The 17,085-nt window shown below is 58.0% G+C and carries 17 protein-coding genes and 1 tRNA gene; 11 read left to right on the top strand and 7 right to left on the bottom strand.

What is annotated here, in order from left to right; all coding sequences use genetic code 11:
• Positions 1 to 47 precede the first annotated feature (47 nt).
• Positions 48 to 1,112 carry a recombinase RecA gene (recA, locus tag JNX03_RS04375; RefSeq protein ID WP_203211215.1) on the bottom strand — a complete coding sequence of 355 codons (1,065 nt, stop codon included), beginning with the start codon at positions 1,110 to 1,112 and terminating at the stop codon, positions 48 to 50.
• 201 nt (positions 1,113 to 1,313) lie between these two features.
• Between recA and JNX03_RS04370 the strand changes: the two genes are divergently transcribed.
• Positions 1,314 to 1,907, top strand: coding sequence for a gamma-glutamyl kinase (locus JNX03_RS04370; RefSeq protein WP_203211214.1), 594 nt, complete (start codon positions 1,314 to 1,316; stop codon positions 1,905 to 1,907).
• A 16-nt stretch (positions 1,908 to 1,923) separates the two neighbouring features.
• Here the strand turns inward: JNX03_RS04370 and JNX03_RS04365 are convergent, their stop codons facing one another.
• The 3 genes from JNX03_RS04365 to guaB form a co-directional block, all read right to left on the bottom strand.
• A complete protein-coding gene (locus JNX03_RS04365; protein ID WP_203212132.1) occupies positions 1,924 to 4,164 on the bottom strand; it encodes an ATP-binding protein in 2,241 nt (746 codons plus the stop codon).
• Between the two features lie 165 nt (positions 4,165 to 4,329).
• Complete coding sequence (locus JNX03_RS04360) at positions 4,330 to 5,490, bottom strand: RsmB/NOP family class I SAM-dependent RNA methyltransferase (RefSeq protein ID WP_203211213.1); 1,161 nt, start codon at positions 5,488 to 5,490, stop codon at positions 4,330 to 4,332.
• Positions 5,491 to 5,540: 50 nt separating this feature from the next.
• A complete protein-coding gene (gene guaB / locus JNX03_RS04355) occupies positions 5,541 to 6,989 on the bottom strand; it encodes an IMP dehydrogenase (protein WP_203212131.1) in 1,449 nt (482 codons plus the stop codon).
• Between the two features lie 145 nt (positions 6,990 to 7,134).
• Here guaB and speB point away from each other — a divergent pair, with 145 nt between their 5' ends.
• A complete protein-coding gene (speB, locus tag JNX03_RS04350) occupies positions 7,135 to 8,094 on the top strand; it encodes an agmatinase (protein ID WP_203212130.1) in 960 nt (319 codons plus the stop codon).
• Between the two features lie 29 nt (positions 8,095 to 8,123).
• On the opposite strand, the gene JNX03_RS04345 is transcribed toward speB, so the two are convergent.
• A complete protein-coding gene (locus JNX03_RS04345) occupies positions 8,124 to 8,630 on the bottom strand; it encodes an AAA family ATPase (RefSeq protein ID WP_203211212.1) in 507 nt (168 codons plus the stop codon).
• 269 nt (positions 8,631 to 8,899) lie between these two features.
• Between JNX03_RS04345 and JNX03_RS04340 the strand changes: the two genes are divergently transcribed.
• The 8 genes from JNX03_RS04340 to JNX03_RS04305 all read left to right on the top strand — a co-directional run bounded on the left by JNX03_RS04340 (position 8,900) and on the right by JNX03_RS04305 (position 14,674).
• Positions 8,900 to 9,463: a hypothetical protein gene (locus tag JNX03_RS04340; RefSeq protein WP_203211211.1), complete on the top strand. Its 564-nt coding sequence runs from the start codon at positions 8,900 to 8,902 to the stop codon at positions 9,461 to 9,463.
• A 56-nt stretch (positions 9,464 to 9,519) separates the two neighbouring features.
• Positions 9,520 to 9,816, top strand: coding sequence for a hypothetical protein (locus tag JNX03_RS04335; RefSeq protein ID WP_203240781.1), 297 nt, complete (start codon positions 9,520 to 9,522; stop codon positions 9,814 to 9,816).
• A gap of 106 nt (positions 9,817 to 9,922) precedes the next feature.
• On the top strand, positions 9,923 to 11,971 hold the full coding sequence (locus tag JNX03_RS04330; protein WP_203211209.1) for an ASKHA domain-containing protein: 2,049 nt from the start codon (positions 9,923 to 9,925) through the stop codon (positions 11,969 to 11,971).
• Positions 11,972 to 12,052: 81 nt separating this feature from the next.
• Positions 12,053 to 12,126: transfer RNA gene (locus JNX03_RS04325), tRNA-Gly, on the top strand.
• 288 nt (positions 12,127 to 12,414) lie between these two features.
• Positions 12,415 to 12,711 carry an antibiotic biosynthesis monooxygenase family protein gene (locus JNX03_RS04320; RefSeq protein WP_203211208.1) on the top strand — a complete coding sequence of 99 codons (297 nt, stop codon included), beginning with the start codon at positions 12,415 to 12,417 and terminating at the stop codon, positions 12,709 to 12,711.
• Complete coding sequence (locus JNX03_RS04315; protein ID WP_203211207.1) at positions 12,711 to 13,601, top strand: sulfurtransferase; 891 nt, start codon at positions 12,711 to 12,713, stop codon at positions 13,599 to 13,601. The genes JNX03_RS04320 and JNX03_RS04315 overlap by 1 nt, the downstream gene beginning before the upstream one ends.
• 99 nt (positions 13,602 to 13,700) lie before the next feature.
• Positions 13,701 to 14,216, top strand: coding sequence for a GNAT family N-acetyltransferase (locus tag JNX03_RS04310; RefSeq protein WP_203211206.1), 516 nt, complete (start codon positions 13,701 to 13,703; stop codon positions 14,214 to 14,216).
• Between the two features lie 74 nt (positions 14,217 to 14,290).
• Positions 14,291 to 14,674, top strand: coding sequence for a GFA family protein (locus JNX03_RS04305; RefSeq protein WP_203211205.1), 384 nt, complete (start codon positions 14,291 to 14,293; stop codon positions 14,672 to 14,674).
• On the opposite strand, the gene JNX03_RS04300 is transcribed toward JNX03_RS04305, so the two are convergent.
• Positions 14,675 to 15,070, bottom strand: coding sequence for a MerR family transcriptional regulator (locus tag JNX03_RS04300; RefSeq protein ID WP_203211204.1), 396 nt, complete (start codon positions 15,068 to 15,070; stop codon positions 14,675 to 14,677). It abuts the gene before it with no gap.
• Between the two features lie 81 nt (positions 15,071 to 15,151).
• Here JNX03_RS04300 and JNX03_RS04295 point away from each other — a divergent pair, with 81 nt between their 5' ends.
• Entirely contained in the window at positions 15,152 to 15,406 is a 255-nt protein-coding gene (locus tag JNX03_RS04295; RefSeq protein WP_203211203.1) for a zinc ribbon domain-containing protein, read from the top strand.
• Here the strand turns inward: JNX03_RS04295 and JNX03_RS04290 are convergent, their stop codons facing one another.
• The gene (locus JNX03_RS04290; protein ID WP_203211202.1) at positions 15,407 to 17,026 is read right to left on the bottom strand and encodes a long-chain-fatty-acid--CoA ligase; all 1,620 of its coding nucleotides are present in this window, start codon (positions 17,024 to 17,026) and stop codon (positions 15,407 to 15,409) included.
• Between the last annotated feature and the right edge of the window lie 59 nt (positions 17,027 to 17,085).

Here is a 17,085-nt window from a genome sequence, read left to right as displayed (position 1 = left end):
GCGCCCTTCTTGCAAATTATGATGCACGGTCCGGCCCGCGCTTTGCCTCAAGCTTCGAGGATATCGTCGTTTTCGGAGCCCTCGAAATCCAGCCCATGGGCGGCGCGGATTTTATCCTCGATCTCGCGGGCCATTGCCTCATTTTCCTTGAGGAAGGTCTTGGCGTTTTCGCGGCCCTGCCCGATCCGTTCATCCCCGTAAGAGAACCACGAGCCGGATTTATCGACCACGCCTGCCTTAACGCCCAGATCCAGCAGTTCGCCCATCTTGGAGATGCCTTCGCCATACATGATGTCGAATTCGACCTGTTTGAACGGCGGTGCAACCTTGTTTTTCACGACCTTGACGCGGGTGGCGTTGCCGACAACCTCGTCGCGGTCTTTCAATGCGCCAATGCGGCGGATGTCCAGACGGACGGAGGAATAGAACTTCAGCGCGTTGCCACCTGTCGTGGTTTCGGGAGAGCCGAACATCACGCCGATCTTCATCCGGATCTGGTTGATGAAGATCACCATGCAGTTGGAGCGCGAGATAGAACCGGTCAGTTTACGCATGGCCTGGCTCATCAAGCGAGCCTGCACACCAACAGAGCTGTCGCCCATGTCACCCTCAAGTTCGGATTTTGGGGTCAGGGCGGCGACGGAATCCACCACAACCATGTTCACCGCACCGGAGCGCACCAGCGTATCAGTGATCTCAAGCGCCTGTTCACCGGTGTCGGGCTGCGAAATCAACAGCTCGTCAATGTCGACGCCCAGCTTGCGGGCGTATTGCGGATCCAGCGCGTGTTCCGCATCCACAAAAGCACAGACGCCGCCGTTCTTTTGCTGCTCTGCCACGCAGTGCAGGGTCAATGTCGTTTTACCGGAGCTTTCCGGCCCGTAAATTTCAATGATCCGCCCCATCGGCAGACCGCCAATGCCGAGCGCGATGTCGAGACCAAGCGAGCCGGTGGAGCTGGCTGTGATGTCCTGAACGGCGCCCTCAGCGCCCAATTTCATGATTGAGCCTTTGCCAAATTGCCGCTCAATCTGTGCCAGGGCGCTGTCCAGCGCCTTTTGCTTTTCCGCTGATTTCTTATTGTCCATTGTCAAAAGATCTGCCGTTGCCATTTGCCTAGCCCCTTAGTGTCATAGTGGTCTGCCTGCCGCAATCGCTGACCGGCCATCCTGTTTTGTTCTGCTAATGTTCCATATGGGACCAAAAAGAGAACATTTCAATCAATTTCTTTGCTTTGCTATCTTTTCCGACTTTGGTTAAGGAGTAGTTTACATCTGATTGAATGATCTGATTTGCGAAGTGGAGAGCCGAAAGTGCTTGTTTTTGTTAAAGAACGTCTGGCGTTTTTGTCTGTTCCCAAAACCGGGACAACGGCCTATCAGGCGGCTTTGGCGGATCGGGCGGATATGGTGGTCTCGGACCCGCCGATGCTGAAGCATGCGCCGGTTTATCGCTACAACCGGTTCTTTCGGCCGATGTTTGAAAAGGTGTGCGGGGTCGAGCTTGAATTGATGGCGGTCATGCGGGAGCCGGTGTCGTGGCTGGGCAGTTGGTACCGTTATCGCCAGCGTCCCTTTATGGCGGGCAAGCCCAACAGCACGGCGGGAATCAGTTTTGATGACTTCGTTCTGGGCTATCTCAAGGGCAAAAAGCCGGGGTTTGCCGATGTTGGAAGTCAAGCTAACTTTTTGAAATCACAGCCGAATGGCACCGGGATCAGCCATTTGTTCCGCTATGAGGATCAAGACCGGTTGCAGGCCTTTCTGCAAGATCGGCTTGAGGTGCGTATTGATCTGCAGCAGCTCAATGTCTCTCCTCCGATGCAGTTACATCTGTCCACATCGGTCGAAGACCGGCTGCGCCGCAAATGTGCGGAGGAATTTCTGCTTTACGATTCGATATCGTGATTTCTAGCCCTTGGCGTCAGTGCAGTTGCTGCCCCACCGTGTCTGTCAGCTCGCTCAGTGAAAAGGGTTTGGGGAGGAACACGGAGTTGGGGATTTTTGTCTGCGCCTCCGCTAGGCTGTCCTCGGCATAGCCTGACACAAAGACCACCCGCACGTCTGGCCGCACTTTCAACGCTTCGCGCACCCAGCTTGGCCCGTCCATGCCCGGCATCACCACGTCTGTCACAAAGACATCAATGCTCAGGTTCGCATCTTCGAGGGTTTTAAGCGCGGCCTCGGCACAATCGGCCTCAAGCACGGTATAGCCACGCAAACGCAAGGCGCGGCTGGCAAAGGCCCGCACCGGCGCCTCGTCTTCGACCAGCAAGATAACGCCATCTTCGGTCTGGGCCCGCGGAGGCAGAGATTTGGCTGCGGCTGCGGGCTGCACCGTGGCGGGCAGATCCAGAACCGGGAAATAGAGCGCAAAGGTTGTGCCTTTGCCGACAATGGAATCGACAAAGATGAAGCCGCCCGATTGTTTGACGATGCCGTAAGCCGTGGACAGGCCAAGGCCCGTTCCCTCGCCCGTGCGTTTGGTTGTGAAGAACGGTTGAAACACCTTGTCACGTTTGTCGGGCGCAATGCCTGATCCCTCGTCGATGACTTTGACGGTGACATATTGGCCCGGCGGCACGGAAACCTGATCGCGGAGCAGCGGATCTTTGAGGGTGATGGATTCGGTAACAATCCGAATTTCTCCGCCTTCGGGCATGGCATCACGGGCATTGACCACAAGGTTCATAAGCACCTGTTCCAACTGCCTTTTGTCCGCCCGAATGGGTTGCAGAACCGGATCATGGCTGAGCGTGAGCGTGACCTTTTCGCCCACCAGTCGGTTCAACAGATGGGTCAGATCGGCCAAAGTATCGCGCATATCCAACGTCTCGGGTCGCAGGGTCTGTTTGCGCGAGAAGGCCAGCAATTGCCCGACCAATGCGGCGGCACGATTGGCGTTCTGGCTGATCTGGACAAGATCACCATAATCACTGTCGCCCTGATCATGGCGCAACAGCAGCAGGTCACAATGGCCAGAGATCGCGGTCAGAAGGTTATTGAAGTCATGCGCAACGCCGCCCGCAAGTTGTCCGATCGCTTGCATTTTCTGACTTTGTACAAACTTCGCCTCCAATGATTTCAGCTCAGTCGCGTCATGCATGACCGCGATCAATGCGGGGTTGCCGTCTTCGTTGATCGGGTTCAGCACGACTTGCACAAAAACCTCCTTGTCCTCGCGCCGAAGCCGCAAAAATTCGGACTTCTGCACCTTGCGACCGGCCAAAGTGTCGTTCAGCCAATCGGTGATGGAGCGGCCTAACCCTTCCATCAAATCAGACAGATGCACGGTTTCGGACAGATTCACACCGACCAGTGTCTTGGCCATTTTGTTGAAAGATTGGACGGCCCCGTCCGGGGCGACCTTGATCATCGGAACGGGCAGATCGTGGAAAGCCTGCCATCCCTGTTCGCCGGTTTGCAGCACATCGGGCGGCGGCAAAAGATAGATCGCCCGTCGGCCTGCCCCGGCCTGGATCTCAGCAACAAGCGCCTTTTGCGGACCGTCTGCGGTGGTAATCTCGGCCTGTGTGCCGGGCAGCAAAGGCAGCCGCGTGAACATCCGGTCAAGCGATTTGACACGCCCGCCCACCAGCCGCCGCGCGGCATCGTTCATGAACAGGATTGCATCGGTGCGTCCCACCATAACCATCGGCAATTGCTGGCCTTCTTGGGGTTGGCGTGGCGGTGTGCGGTCCGGTATCTGATCAATGCGCCAGACCAGACCGCCCTGCCCGATATCATGGACGCCGATGCGCATATGGCCGGTTTTGGTTACAATATCCTCATGGGCGGTTCCGGTGACGGTTGCACGCGATTGTAGGCGGTACAAAATGGCCTGCGGGCTGGCAAAAGTGCCGGACAAGATATTGGCAAGCGTGACATTATCGTCGTTCTTGAACATGCGCGTTGCGGCAGCGTTTTGGAGCGTGACAGTTCCATCCCGTGTGGTGACAAGACTGGCCACCGTGTCATTGGCGATAAAATCAGCCACGATATTGACCTTGCCAACGTCCTTTTTCATCCGGCGGGCATCCCGATAGGCACGCAGGCAGGCAAAGGCCAATATCGTCGTTGCAGCCGTGAGCAAACACAATGTCGCGATGCGGTGCGGCGCGATCACGGCCAATACAGCCAGCAACACGGACAGCACAACAAACATCCTGATCCGGCCCGCCGTGGGCGGCGGTTCCGTTGGATCCAATTGCGGTTTAGCGGTATTCAAGCCAGTCCCCCCAAACGAGTTCCGCTCGCATTAGGGGCACGAAGAGTTAATCGACGATTAACTATCGCTCATTATGCACCCCTGAGTTGCATGCCGTGTCAGTTAATCTTGCGTCAAGTGTGCTGTGTAGAATCCATCGCCGTCTGGACCAAGGTCAAACCGGCGGGAATAGGTCATGGACCAGCGCGGATGCCGTGCCAAGAACGCCTCGACCCGGTCTTCGTTTTCGGCCCGCAAGACCGAACAGGTGGCATAGGCCAACAGGCCGCCGGAGGATGTCAATGCCGCCGCCTTGTCCAGAATATCGTCCTGGGTTTGGTTGAGCCTCGCCAGTTGGTCCGCCGAAAGGGTCCATTTGCCTTCTGCCGCCCGCCGCCATGCGCCGGAGCCCGAGCAAGGCGCGTCGCACAGGACCACGTCGAACTTTTCGGATTGAACAGTTTGTTCGGTGCTTAAAGTCTTGATTTCAGCGCCCGCACGATCCGCCCGCCCCGGCAAATCGGCCATACGGCGCGGGTCAATATCATGGGCAAAAATCTTGCGATCCGGGTCTGCTGCCATCGCCAGGGCCTTGCCGCCGCCCCCTGCGCAATAATCGAGAACGCGGCCACCTGCGGGAAGTGCTGCCACAACCGCCTGACTGGCGGCGTCTTGCAGTTCGACATGTCCTTGCAGGTAGGCATTGGAATTGCGGATCTTGCGCGCGCCGTCGATGACAGTCAGGGCCGTGTCGCACAGGGGGTTATCAGCGGTATCAACACCTTCAGCGGCCAATGATTCCCGTGCCTGCTCACGGCTGGTCCTGAGGCTGTTCACCCGAAGGAAAACCGGTGCACGGTCTTGCAGGGCAACGGCCACCTGATCTGCCGTTTCGCCAAGCGAGGATACAAAAGCAGGTATCAGCCAATCGGGCAGGTTCCATGCCACAGCCTGATCCGTCGGGGGATCCGGGAACATCCGTTCGTGGTCCGACAGCGGCGCAGCCGCATGGCCATCGCCGGTAAAAAGATCATCCAGTTTTGCACCCTGTTGATGCAGGACGCCGATCATCAAGGCCCGAGGGGTATCGCCTTGGCCGTAGTGCGCCGCAGTGCGCCGGCAGCGCAGCACATCAAACACGTGATCGCGGATCGCGGCACGGTCTTTTGACCCGGCAAAACGGCTGCGCCGTGCCCAGCGGGTCAGCGCCTGTTCGGCCGCCAGCCCATCGGCCATATCCCCCAGTATTTCGATCGCAGCAGCAACCCGTGCACCCGGTGTCATGGCGCAATCACTACCTTTAGTTTGCGTGATAAGCTGCTGTTCATAAGTGTTTATCCAATCCGGTAGTTCGGACTCTCTCGGGTGATCTGAACGTCATGGACATGGCTTTCTTTCAGGCCGGCGCCGGTGATCCGAACAAAGCTGCAATCCTTGCGCATCTCCGCCACGGTCGCACAACCTGTGTAACCCATCGCCGCGCGAAGGCCGCCAACCAACTGGTGCACAACCGCGCCCGCGCTGCCCTTGTAAGGCACCTGCCCTTCGATGCCTTCGGGCACCAGTTTGTCGCTGGCGGCGTCTTTCTGGAAATAACGATCCGCAGATCCACGCGCCATGGCGCCAAGTGATCCCATGCCGCGATAGCTTTTGAAGCTGCGGCCCTGGTAAAGGATCACCTCTCCGGGGCTTTCATCGGTGCCCGCGATCATCGAACCGACCATGGCACAGGACGCGCCCGCCGCAATCGCCTTGGCAAAATCGCCGGAGAACTTGATGCCGCCATCGGCGATCACCGGAATGTCGCCAGCCGCCGCGGCGCAATCCATGATCGCGGTCAACTGGGGCACACCCACACCGGCCACCATACGGGTGGTACAGATCGAGCCGGGCCCGATGCCGACCTTGATCGCATCCGCGCCCGCATCAATCAGCGCCCGTGTTGCGGCACCCGTGGCCACATTGCCCGCCACCACCTGCACTTCGTTGCTCAGGGCCTTGGCGCGGGTCACGGCATGGGCCACCCCTTCGGAATGGCCATGTGCGGTGTCGATCACGATCATATCCACACCCGCCTCGACCAGCGCCTGCGAGCGTTCAAAGCCTGCATCGCCAACAGTGGTTGCCGCCGCCACGCGCAGACGGCCCAGATTGTCCTTGCACGCGGTTGGGTTCAGGACCGCCTGTTCGGTGTCTTTCAAGGTCAGCAAACCGGTGAGCTTGCCATCTTTGTCCGTCACCAACAGTTTTTCGATGCGGCGCGATTTCATCAGGCTGATGGCCTCTTCACGGTCCGCCGGTTCGTGCAAAATGGCAAGGTTGTCCGTGGACATCATGACGCTGACCGGGGTCTTGTCATCGGAGGCAAAGCGCATGTCACGGTTGGTCACGATCCCGACAACCCGGCCAGAGCCATCCACCACCGGAAAACCGGTGACGTTGTAGCGTTCCTGCAAGGCTTTGGCGTCGGCCAATGTCTGATCGGGGGTCAAGGTAATCGGGTTGTAGACGATCCCGCTTTCGAAGCGTTTCACACGGCGCACCTCGCGTGCCTGCTGTTCGATATCGAGATTGCGGTGCAACACGCCCATGCCCCCGGCCTGCGCCATGGCAATGGCCATCCGGCTTTCGGTCACGGTGTCCATCGCGGAGCTGAGCAGCGGGATGTTCAGCGCAATGGATTTGGTCACAAATGTGCGTGTATCCGCCGTGGAAGGCAGAACGGAGGACGCCCCCGGAACAAGCAGCACATCATCAAAGGTCAGGGCCTCACGAATCTCCATCATACACCTCGGGTCATGGGTTCATTTGGCGGTTTGCTATTTCACGGATGGCCACAATTGGAAAGGGGCAATTGCGCCCTTGATCACGTGCAAGGTGCTTGCGTGGTTGGGCGTGCTGGTCAATGATCCGGGCAAAGGGGGCAATATGGCAGAACACGGATATGATGCGGGCAGGTTGAACCTGCCATTTGTGGGCATTTCGACCTTTGGCAAGCGCCCATATGAGCCTGATTGGGACGCGCTGGATGCGGATGTGGCCGTGCTGGGTGCGCCGTTTGATGCGGGCACGCAGTGGCGTTCAGGGGCGCGGTTTGGTCCGCGCGGGGTGCGTGAGGCTTCGACCCTGTTCAGCTTTGGCCATGCCGGCGCCTATGACCATGAGGACGACGTGACCTATCTGCCCGGCGATGTGAACATCGTCGATATCGGTGATGCAGATATCGTGCACACCGACACCGAGGCCAGCCACCGGAACATCGAAATTGGCGTGCGGGCGATATTGGCGGCGGGCGCCCTGCCCGTGGTCATCGGCGGTGATCATTCGGTGAACATCCCCTGTATCCGTGCCTTTGACGATCAGGGAGACATCCACATCCTGCAAATCGATGCGCATCTGGACTTTGTCGATGTGCGCCACGGGGTGCGGCATGGACACGGCAACCCGATGCGGCGGGCAGCGGAAAAGGATTATGTGACGGGTTTGACGCAGGTGGGCATTCGCAATGTCAGTTCCACCTCGAAAGAAGGCTATGACGACGCCCGCGCCATGGGGTCCGATATCATCTCGGTGCGGCAGGCCCGCGAGTTGGGGCCGCGCGGGGTGCTTGGACATGTGCCCGCAGGGGCGCGGCTTTATGTGACCATCGATATTGACGCCTTCTGCCCCTCTATCGCGCCGGGCACGGGCACGCCATCCCACGGTGGGTTTCTATACTATGAGGTACTTGAGCTGCTGCAGGCGGCAGCTCAAAGGCATGAGATTGTCGGCATTGATCTGGTCGAGGTGGCGCCGGATTATGACCAATCGGGCAGCACCACGATCCTCGCGGCGCAGATTTTGCTGAATTTTCTGGGCTTTATCTTTCATGAGCGGAGCCAGTTTTAGCTACTTCCCAAAGCCCCGCCCTTTCGAGATCAGCTTTGATCGGCGCCTATGACCTGATGCACCTCGACCTCAAAACCTTCCTCTGGCCGGGGCGGCTCAAAGAACTTGGCAAACTGATGAAACTGCGCCTCGGTCGCGGCAAAGGCATGATCGCCTTGCGCATTGCGTTTGCGCAGCCTTTTGAGGCACACCGCATCGGGCGGGTCCAACAGGTGCATAACATGAGCTGCGCCAGAGGTCCGGATTATTTCGCGCATCCACGCGCGGGTGCGCACCATATTGGCCGGATAATCCAGCACGACGGACACCCCCGCACTCAGCAGCCCGGTCACATGCGGCCCCATGATGGTTCGCAGATGGCGGCTATGGGCGATGTAATCATCCAACGTGTTGAGCTGACCGGGAAATAACGCCGCCAGCCATTCATCCTCCGAGATCAGAACGGTGCGGGGCGCTTGGCCCAACTGGTTGGCCAGTGTCGATTTGCCAGCGGCGATCTTGCCGCAAAGCATGTGCAGCGTTGGTATATGTGTCATGGTGAGAAAAACCTTGTGGTAGCGCAGCTTGCGCGTTGAAACATCAAAAACAGGAACCGACCCGGCCCGGCAAATCAGGCCGGGATGGTAATTCGCGCCGCACAGCGGGCGCATGGTTTTTGATGCAAGGTTTTCATAGGGCGTGTGATGGCGCATTGGTGGTGAAATGTCCAGATCAGGATCAATCGGAGCAAAACCCAAGCTGACTTGCCATCACACGCAAAACATGTTTTTTGCTAGGTAGTTCGCGTTTTTAGGGAGGGCTTGGCATGGGCTTTCGCATTTGTTTTCTGGGAGCGAAGGCCAGCCCTGCGCAGGTCTTGAATGCCTTCGGATTATCGGCTGAACAGCTGTGCAGCGAAATGCCACAGGAAGAATGGTGGGTGGCTCAGATCAAGTCCTCTGGCTGGACGGTTTTGTGGAGCGAAGAGGAAACTTTCGGTCAAACCAAACTTGCAGAGATTGAGGCTTTTTCCGAAGATCACGACATCTGTCTGTGCGAGATCAACGAGACAACGATGTGGAGTTCGGCCACTTTCTGGAGGGGTGGGACAGAGCTTTGGCGGGTCACGCATGCCGGCGACGGGGACGACATTTTCCAGATCGAAGCGACCGGCGATTTACCTGATACATATGAAATGAGAAGATCTGCTTTGTTCAACGAACAACGCGGAGACACAGGTGTCGATTTTGTTTTTGAGATTCCTGTTGAATTGATCGAAGAGCTAATCGGCTTCCGCTATGATAGTTACTTGGAGGCGAGCGAAGTCGATCAGTTCCATTGCTTGAATGCACCGGTCAAACAAAGTTTGTTGAGGAGACTCTTTGGTTGAATAAATGTTGATGGCCGCGGTACTGCGGGATGCACCCTTGGTTTCGGATTTCTTGGATGACATGTGATGGCGGCCCAAAGATTGTTCTGCATAGTCCGGTATCAGATTCCCTTGTTCTTTCGCGCATGGTAGAGCAGTGGCTTTCGCAGCGGGCCAGCCTCATCGCGATATTTGGCGAAGGATGTGAAGCGCTTGAAGACCATGTGGATGCGTTGATCCTTGGGAGTGGGACCGCGCAAGATCGATTTATTGTGACGTCAAGTCACAAAGACGAAGCCCTTATCGACGTTCTGGAATTCGTGGCGTGTTTCAACGGGCGCGATCAGGGCGAGATCATTCAAGTAAAGATCTAAAATCCCTCTCTAAATGACGGGTCTGGCCTGCTTTTTGCCGCAGGCTGGCTTTCCCTTCCGGTCTGCCTCGCTATGCTGCCCGCAAAGGCAGTCAAAGGTGCAGGCAATGAGCAGTGATCCTCTGGTGATTTTCACCCCATCCGGCAAGCGCGGGCATTTTCCGGTTGGCACCCCCATTCTGACCGCCGCGCGGCAGTTGGGGGTTGATCTCGATTCCGTCTGCGGCGGGCGCGGGATTTGTTCCAAATGCCAGATCACGCCAAGCTATGGCGAGTTTTCCAAACATAAAGTCACAGTGCGCGATGATGCCTTGTCCGAATGGAATGCCGTCGAACAGCGCTACAAGGACAAGCGCGGGCTGATTGACGGGCGGCGGCTGGGCTGTCAGGCGGCGGTTCAGGGCGATGTGGTGATCGACGTGCCCCCCGAAAGCCAGGTGCACAAACAGGTGGTGCGCAAACGCGCCGAGGCGCGGGACATCGTCATCAACCCCACCACCAAGCTTTATTATGTCGAGGTGCAGGAGCCTGACATGCACGACCCTTCCGGCGATCTGGAGCGGCTGCGGGCCGCGCTGAAAGATCAATGGCAGCTGGAGGATGTGACCGCCGATCTGCATATCCTGCAGGTGATGCAACCGGTGCTGCGCAAGGGCAACTGGAAAGTGACCGTTGCCGTGCATCTTGGGGATGCCGAAAACGCCCCACGCATCATGGCGATCTGGCCAGGCTATTACGAAGGCACGGTTTACGGTCTTGCGGTCGATCTTGGCTCCACCACCATTGCGGCGCATCTGTGCGATCTGGCCACAGGCGAGGTGATTGCCTCCTCCGGTGTGATGAACCCGCAGATCCGCTTTGGCGAAGATTTGATGAGCCGGGTCAGCTATTCGATGATGAATGCCTCTGGCGCGGATGAAATGACCCGCGCAGTGCGCGAGGGCATGAATGGTCTGTTTAGCCAGATCGCCACCGAAGGCGGGATCGACAAGGAATTGATCGTCGACGCGGTGTTCGTCTGCAATCCGGTCATGCATCACCTGTTCCTTGGGATTGATCCGTTTGAACTGGGTCAGGCCCCCTTCGCCCTGGCCACCTCTGATGCGATCCGGTTGCGGGCGGCGGATCTGGGGCTGAACATTCACCGATCTGCGCGGGTGTACTTGCTGCCTTGCATTGCAGGCCATGTGGGCGCCGATGCCGCCGCCGTGGCGCTGAGCGAGGCGCCGGATAAATCTGAAGATCTGGTGTTGGTGGTGGATGTGGGCACCAACGCCGAGATCCTGCTGGGCAACAAGGAAAAGGTGCTTGCCTGTTCCTCGCCCACTGGCCCTGCATTTGAGGGGGCGCAGATCTCGTCTGGTCAGCGGGCCGCACCCGGCGCGATTGAACGGGTTGAGATTGACCCCGCCACCAAGGTTGCGCGGTTCAAGGTCATCGGCTGCGATCTATGGTCCGACGAAGCGGGCTTTGACGCGGCCATTGCCACCACGGGTGTCACCGGCATCTGCGGCTCCGGTATCATTGAAATGGTGGCCGAAATGCGCATCCATGGTATCGTCGATGCGCCCGGTCTGATTGGCACGGCTGAACAGACGGGATCCCCGATGGTTTTCGCCGACGGGCGCACCAATTCCTACCTTGTTTATGACGGCACGGCCCAGGGCGGCCCCAAGATCACCGTGACCAACCGCGACATCCGCGAGATCCAGATGGCCAAGGCGGCGCTTTACTCCGGTGCGCGCTTGCTGATGGACAAATTTGGCGTTCAGAATGTGGATCGCATTGTGCTGGCCGGGGCCTTTGGCGCCCATATCAGCACCAAACATGCGATGGTTCTGGGCATGATCCCTGATGCGCCGCTGGACAAGGTGACATCGGCGGGCAACGCGGCGGGCACCGGGGCACGGATTGCCCTGCTGAATCGCGAGGCACGGGCCGAGATCGAACAAACCGTGCGGGCCATTCACAAGATCGAAACCGCAATTGAACCCCGCTTTCAGGAGCATTTTGTGAATGCCTCCGCCATCCCCAATGCGGTGGAGCCCTTCCCGATCCTGAACAGCATCGTCACTCTGCCAAGCGAGACCTTTAACACCGGCGGCGGCGATGGCGGAGAGGCTGGCGGCGGCCGCAGACGGCGGCGGCGCGGATGAAATGAAGCGGCTGGAAATATCGGGCAGGCTGCTGGTCTGCCCTTGACGCCCCTGCCCGCCACGCATATTTCAAACCTGAGCGCGGGTATGGTGAAAAGGTATCACGGCAGCTTCCCAAGCTTTAGTTACGAGTTCGATTCTCGTTACCCGCTCCAAACCCTTCTCAAATTGCGCGATCTGTTCCAGTTGCGATGGCGCAACCGGTTTGTCACGTTCCTGATCATCGATAACACTTGGCGGGCTCAGCCGATTTGCTGAACCATCCACCTGTGAAACACCACGGCTTTTGACCAGACAGCTCGGCTCCGTCAAAAATATTGATATATCCTAGTATCTTATCCCAATGCCTGACCTTAGTCAGACAGGCCGTGCAGGATGTGATATGCTCTTGAGATACGAGGCAGCCATACATCCAAGAGCCGTGCAAAAAGGAGGACGGATGGATGATCATGCGCATATTTCAGGTATTGACCAAACCTGGCAAGGAGGAGGAGTTCGGACGCTTCTTCCACGAAACGGCAATCCCATTGATGAAAGGCACCAAGGGGATCGTGCAGGTGCTCCCCGGTGCGCCCCGGCCTGACTCCCCCAGAGAGTTCAGTTTCGTCATGGTGTGGGAAAGTCTGGACGCCTTGAAGGCATTTGTGGGCGATGATTACCAAAGCCCTCACATCGATCCGGCAGAGGCCGAATTGGTCCAAGCACGAACGATCAAGCATTACGATCTGGTGGAAGGCTGATGGGCCGTTCTCTCAGGTATCCCGATGCCCTTGTCACGACCGGATGGCTCGCGGACCATTTGCATGATCCCGATCTCAGAATATTTGACTGCTCGACTGTTTTGCAGTTCGAGGAAGGCGGAAAACGGCCCTATCGCGTGCTCAATTGCGCGGATGAGCATCGCGCCGGTCACATCCCCGGCGCGCATTATTTCGACCTTCAGCGGGACTTTTCCGAGGATGACAGTCCGTTTGGGATGACCTTGGCTGCCCCCGAAACCGTGGCCGCTGCATTCGAGAGCGCCGGCATAGGCGATGGCACGCGCGTTATTCTTTACAGTCGCAGCAGCCCATCATGGGCAACCCGTTTCTGGTGGATGTTAAGGTGGTTGGGATTTGATAATGCATCCGTGCTTGATGGCGGCTTTGAAAAGTGGGTCGCGGAGGATCGCCCGCAATCCACTGACGCCAGCACTTACCCAAGAGGCAATCTTTCCGTCCGGCTAAGACCGGAGGTTTTTGTCGGCAAAGATGAGGTGCGTGCCTCAATCGGGAACCCGGCGACATGCCTGGTGAACGCGCTTGGGCGCGATGTCTTTTCAGGGGAAAATCCACGTTATGGAAGGCCGGGGCGCATTCCGGGAAGCATAAATGTCCCGCAGGCCGAGCTGGTGGACCCGAAGACCCATGCCTTTTTGCCCCCCGAGGAAATATCGCATGCTTTCGAACGCGCTGCGGGTCATGGGGCGGATCGGTATATCACCTATTGCGGCGGCGGTATTTTCGCCACTGTCGATGCGTTCTGGCTTCATCAATTTGGATATGACGATGTTGCGGTCTATGAAAATTCAATGAGCGAATGGGGCCCGGACGAAAGCCTGCCCATAGAGGCGGATCAAGCGACGGTCTAGCAACCTGAAAAACAGTCTTTCGCGTTGAACACTGCCTTTTTGCCGGGGGCGACCCACGCTATGATCCCCTCACCCAGGACCGCCAATAGAAAGCCCGTGATGCAAGACCTTACAACAGCACCCGTGTTGACCACGGCGCGGCTGATCCTGCGTGGACCGGACCGGGCGGATTTGCAAGCATTCACCCGCTTCATGACCAGCGCCCCGTCTATGGTCGCGCAGGGCGAAACCGGCACTCCGCAGCAGGCTTGGTTCGGTTTCTTGGCCGGTGTTGGCCACTGGCATTGGCACGGCTTTGGCTTTTTCATGGTGGTCGAACAGAAAACAGGGCAGCCCGTTGGCCGCGTGGGATTGATCAAGCATTCCGATTGGCCAGAGATTGAGCTGGCCTGGCATCTGTTTGAAGGTGCTGAGGGCAAAGGTTACGCCACCGAAGCTGCTGTGGCCGTCAAATCATGGGCCCGCGAAAATCTGGGGTTAACGCAGCTTTTCAGCTATATAGACTGCGACAATACAAAGTCGCAGGCGGTGGCGAAAAGACTGGGCGCGCAGACGGACGGAACGCGGGCGCCCCATGAACCAGAGGCCGAGATCTGGGTTCACGCGAGGGAATGACTCTGCTGGCCGGCATGGCATCTCAGCCGATCTTGTCCTATCCTGCGGCAGCAAGTTTCAATGGATCTCGGCAGATGAAACAGATTACCGGCGGATGTGCCTGCGCAAAGGTCAAGTTTGAGGCGGCGGGACCGCCAGTGCGCGTGGGTCTGTGTCACTGTGTGGATTGCCGCAAGCATCACGGGGCGCTGTTTTATGCGGCAGCGGTTTTTCCTGTGACCTCTGTTCAGATCGAGGGGGAGACCCGCGACTACAACGGACGGCATTTTTGTCCTGTGTGCGGCTCGTCCGTTTTTGCCCGCAGCGGTGATGAGGTTGAGCTGCACCTGGGCGCGATGGATGCACCGGATCAGTTCACGCCAACCTATGAGTTGTGGTGCAAGCGCCGCGCGGCGTGGTTGCCGCCCTTTGAACAGATGCAGCAGTTTGCCACGGGCCGTGAAGACGCAGGTTCTTGATCACTCCTTGGCGCGGCTTGTCATTTCATCCAGACCATCTTGCGGCGCGCGGTCCAGTGCGGCTTTGGTCTGTTCGAGCATTTGCAAGAACCGTGCGCCCGCCTCTTGCCGGCTTCGCACTTCGGCAATCTTGGTCTCCAGAAACCCCTGCCCGGCCTCGGTCTCCGGAGCTTGGGCCAGAAACTGCGCCAGAAACATGCTGATGTCGGCAATACTCAACCCTGCGGCCTGGGCATCGCGGATGACATCCAAGGTCAGCACCGCGTCTTCGGGGTAAATCCGGTAGCTGTTGCCAGCCTCCGGGTCGACGTCTGAGCGGATCAAACCGTGGCGTTCATAAAACCGGATCGTATCTCGAGACACTTTTGCCCGTTTGGCCAGTTCACCGATGCGCATTTTTCCCTCAAAACCATTGACAGTGGTCCATGGTTTATAGAATGGTCCCAGCAGTGACGCAAGAGAAGAAGGGAGAAAACCATGTCAGGGAGTTGTCAAAGCTGCGGAATGCCGCTGTCCAAGGATCCGCAGGGCGGCGGATTGGAGGCCGACGGCAGCAAAAGCCAGACATATTGTTCCATTTGCTATGATCAGGGCGCCTTTCGGCACCCCGATGCAACAGTAAAGGAATTTCAGCAGCACTGCGTCGAAGCGCTGATGCGGTCAGGCATGCCGAAAGTGATGGCGTGGATGTTCACGCGCGGCATTCCCCGTCTGGAGCGCTGGAAAGCCTGATCAACCCAGCAGGATCTTGCCAAATTCATCGCGCAGGTTGCGTTTGAGCACCTTGCCCGTGGCGTTGCGCGGCAGAACATCGGTAAAGACAACGCGGTCCGGCACCTGCCATTTGGCAATCTTGCCATCAAAGAACGCCAGAACATCGGCCTCTGCCGGGTCGGCCCCTTCGGCCTTGACGGCGATCAGGATCGGGCGTTCGTCCCATTTTTCATGGGTCGCGCCAATCACCGCCGCATCGGCCAGATCAGGATGGGCAATTGCGATGTTTTCCAGCTCGACCGAGCTGATCCATTCACCGCCCGATTTGATGATGTCCTTGGACCGGTCGCGGATCGTCACATAGCCGTCTGCATCCATCGTCGCCACATCGCCGGTGTGAAACCAGCCGTTCTCAAGTGTTTCTTCGGTGCTGGAACGGAAGTAGCTGTCCACAATCCAATACCCGCGCGTGACCAAATCGCCTTGGGTGACGCCATCATGAGGCAGCGGCGCACCGTTCTCGTCGAGGATCTCCAGCTCCACCCCGTACACAGGACGGCCCTGATTTTCGCGCAGCTTGTGCTGCTCTTCCATTGGCAGATCGCCATGTTTGGCCAGCGGGCGGTTCACCGACCCGACGGGTGACATCTCTGTCATGCCCCAAGCGTGAATGGTGTCGACATTATATTCCTCGCGGAAGGCGGTGATCAGCGATGGCGGACAGGCCGACCCCCCCACAACAGTGCGTTGCAAACTGGCCATCTTGGCGCCGGATTTCTTGGCCTCCCCATAAAGGCCCAGCCAGATCGTCGGCACGCCCAAAGCCACGGTCACTTTGAGATCTTCAATAAGCCCCAAAAGCGAGGGCCCATCCAAACCCGGCCCCGGCATCACCATCCGCGCGCCAACCTGCGCACAGGCATAGGGCGCGCCCCATGCGTTGACATGGAACATCGGCACCACAGGAAGTACGATGTCAGCGGCAGAGAAGGAAATGCTGTCGGCGAAATTCACCGCAAAACTGTGCAAGACGGTGGAGCGGTGGGAATAAAGAACGCCCTTGGGATTTCCCGTTGTTCCCGAAGTATAACAAAGGCTTGAGGCGATGTTTTCATCAAGTTCCGGCCAGGAAAACTCCGGATCGCCAGAGGCCACGAGATCATCATAGAACTTCAGCCCCGGCAGCGTCTTTTCGGCTTCGGCGTCATGGCCTTCCATCAGAACGATGTGGTCAAGATGCTCCAGCTTGTCGCGGATTGCAGCCACCAGAGGCACAAAGGTTTTGTCGATGAACAACACTTTGTCCTCAGCATGGTTGAGGATGTAGACAAGTTGTTCGGGGAACAGGCGCGGATTGATCGTGTGGCAGACAAAGCCGCCGCCCGAGACACCAAAATACAGCTCAAGATGGCGGCGGTTGTTCCATGCGATGGTGCCGCAACGGGCTTGCGGCTCCAACCCCAATGCGGTCAGTGCCGATGCCATGGCGCGGGCGTTTCGAGCCACCTGTCCCCAGCTGGTTTCCTCGATGCCGCCACCGGTGTTGACCGAATGGATTTCCGCTTCGCCGTGATAACGTTCGGCGTGTTCGATCAGGCTGGAAATCAGCAGGGGTTTGGACATCATTTGACCAAGCATTCGGGTTCTCCTCCGTGAACATTCGCGTCAGATTGGACAATCTGCCCCGGTCTTGCAAG

This window comes from Sulfitobacter mediterraneus (assembly GCF_016801775.1).
GTDB classification, from domain to species: Bacteria; Pseudomonadota; Alphaproteobacteria; order Rhodobacterales; family Rhodobacteraceae; genus Sulfitobacter; species Sulfitobacter mediterraneus_A.
The sequence above is the reverse complement of the archived record's forward strand: the minus strand, read 5'-3'. Positions and strand labels throughout refer to the sequence as shown.

Coding starts and splice junctions, on each gene's coding strand:
- JNX03_RS04295 (WP_203211203.1), top strand. CDS start 15,152: ATGTCAGGGAGTTGTCAAAGCTGCGGAATGCCGCTGTCCAAGGATCCG.
- JNX03_RS04365 (WP_203212132.1), bottom strand. CDS start 4,164: ATGTTTGTTGTGCTGTCCGTGTTGCTGGCTGTATTGGCCGTGATCGCG.
- JNX03_RS04340 (WP_203211211.1), top strand. CDS start 8,900: ATGGGCTTTCGCATTTGTTTTCTGGGAGCGAAGGCCAGCCCTGCGCAG.
- JNX03_RS04300 (WP_203211204.1), bottom strand. CDS start 15,070: ATGCGCATCGGTGAACTGGCCAAACGGGCAAAAGTGTCTCGAGATACG.
- JNX03_RS04360 (WP_203211213.1), bottom strand. CDS start 5,490: ATGACACCGGGTGCACGGGTTGCTGCTGCGATCGAAATACTGGGGGAT.
- JNX03_RS04305 (WP_203211205.1), top strand. CDS start 14,291: ATGAAACAGATTACCGGCGGATGTGCCTGCGCAAAGGTCAAGTTTGAG.
- JNX03_RS04315 (WP_203211207.1), top strand. CDS start 12,711: ATGGGCCGTTCTCTCAGGTATCCCGATGCCCTTGTCACGACCGGATGG.
- guaB (WP_203212131.1), bottom strand. CDS start 6,989: ATGGAGATTCGTGAGGCCCTGACCTTTGATGATGTGCTGCTTGTTCCG.
- JNX03_RS04335 (WP_203240781.1), top strand. CDS start 9,520: ATGACATGTGATGGCGGCCCAAAGATTGTTCTGCATAGTCCGGTATCA.
- JNX03_RS04290 (WP_203211202.1), bottom strand. CDS start 17,026: ATGCTTGGTCAAATGATGTCCAAACCCCTGCTGATTTCCAGCCTGATC.
- recA (WP_203211215.1), bottom strand. CDS start 1,112: ATGGCAACGGCAGATCTTTTGACAATGGACAATAAGAAATCAGCGGAA.
- JNX03_RS04310 (WP_203211206.1), top strand. CDS start 13,701: ATGCAAGACCTTACAACAGCACCCGTGTTGACCACGGCGCGGCTGATC.
- speB (WP_203212130.1), top strand. CDS start 7,135: ATGGCAGAACACGGATATGATGCGGGCAGGTTGAACCTGCCATTTGTG.
- JNX03_RS04320 (WP_203211208.1), top strand. CDS start 12,415: ATGATCATGCGCATATTTCAGGTATTGACCAAACCTGGCAAGGAGGAG.
- JNX03_RS04345 (WP_203211212.1), bottom strand. CDS start 8,630: ATGACACATATACCAACGCTGCACATGCTTTGCGGCAAGATCGCCGCT.
- JNX03_RS04330 (WP_203211209.1), top strand. CDS start 9,923: ATGAGCAGTGATCCTCTGGTGATTTTCACCCCATCCGGCAAGCGCGGG.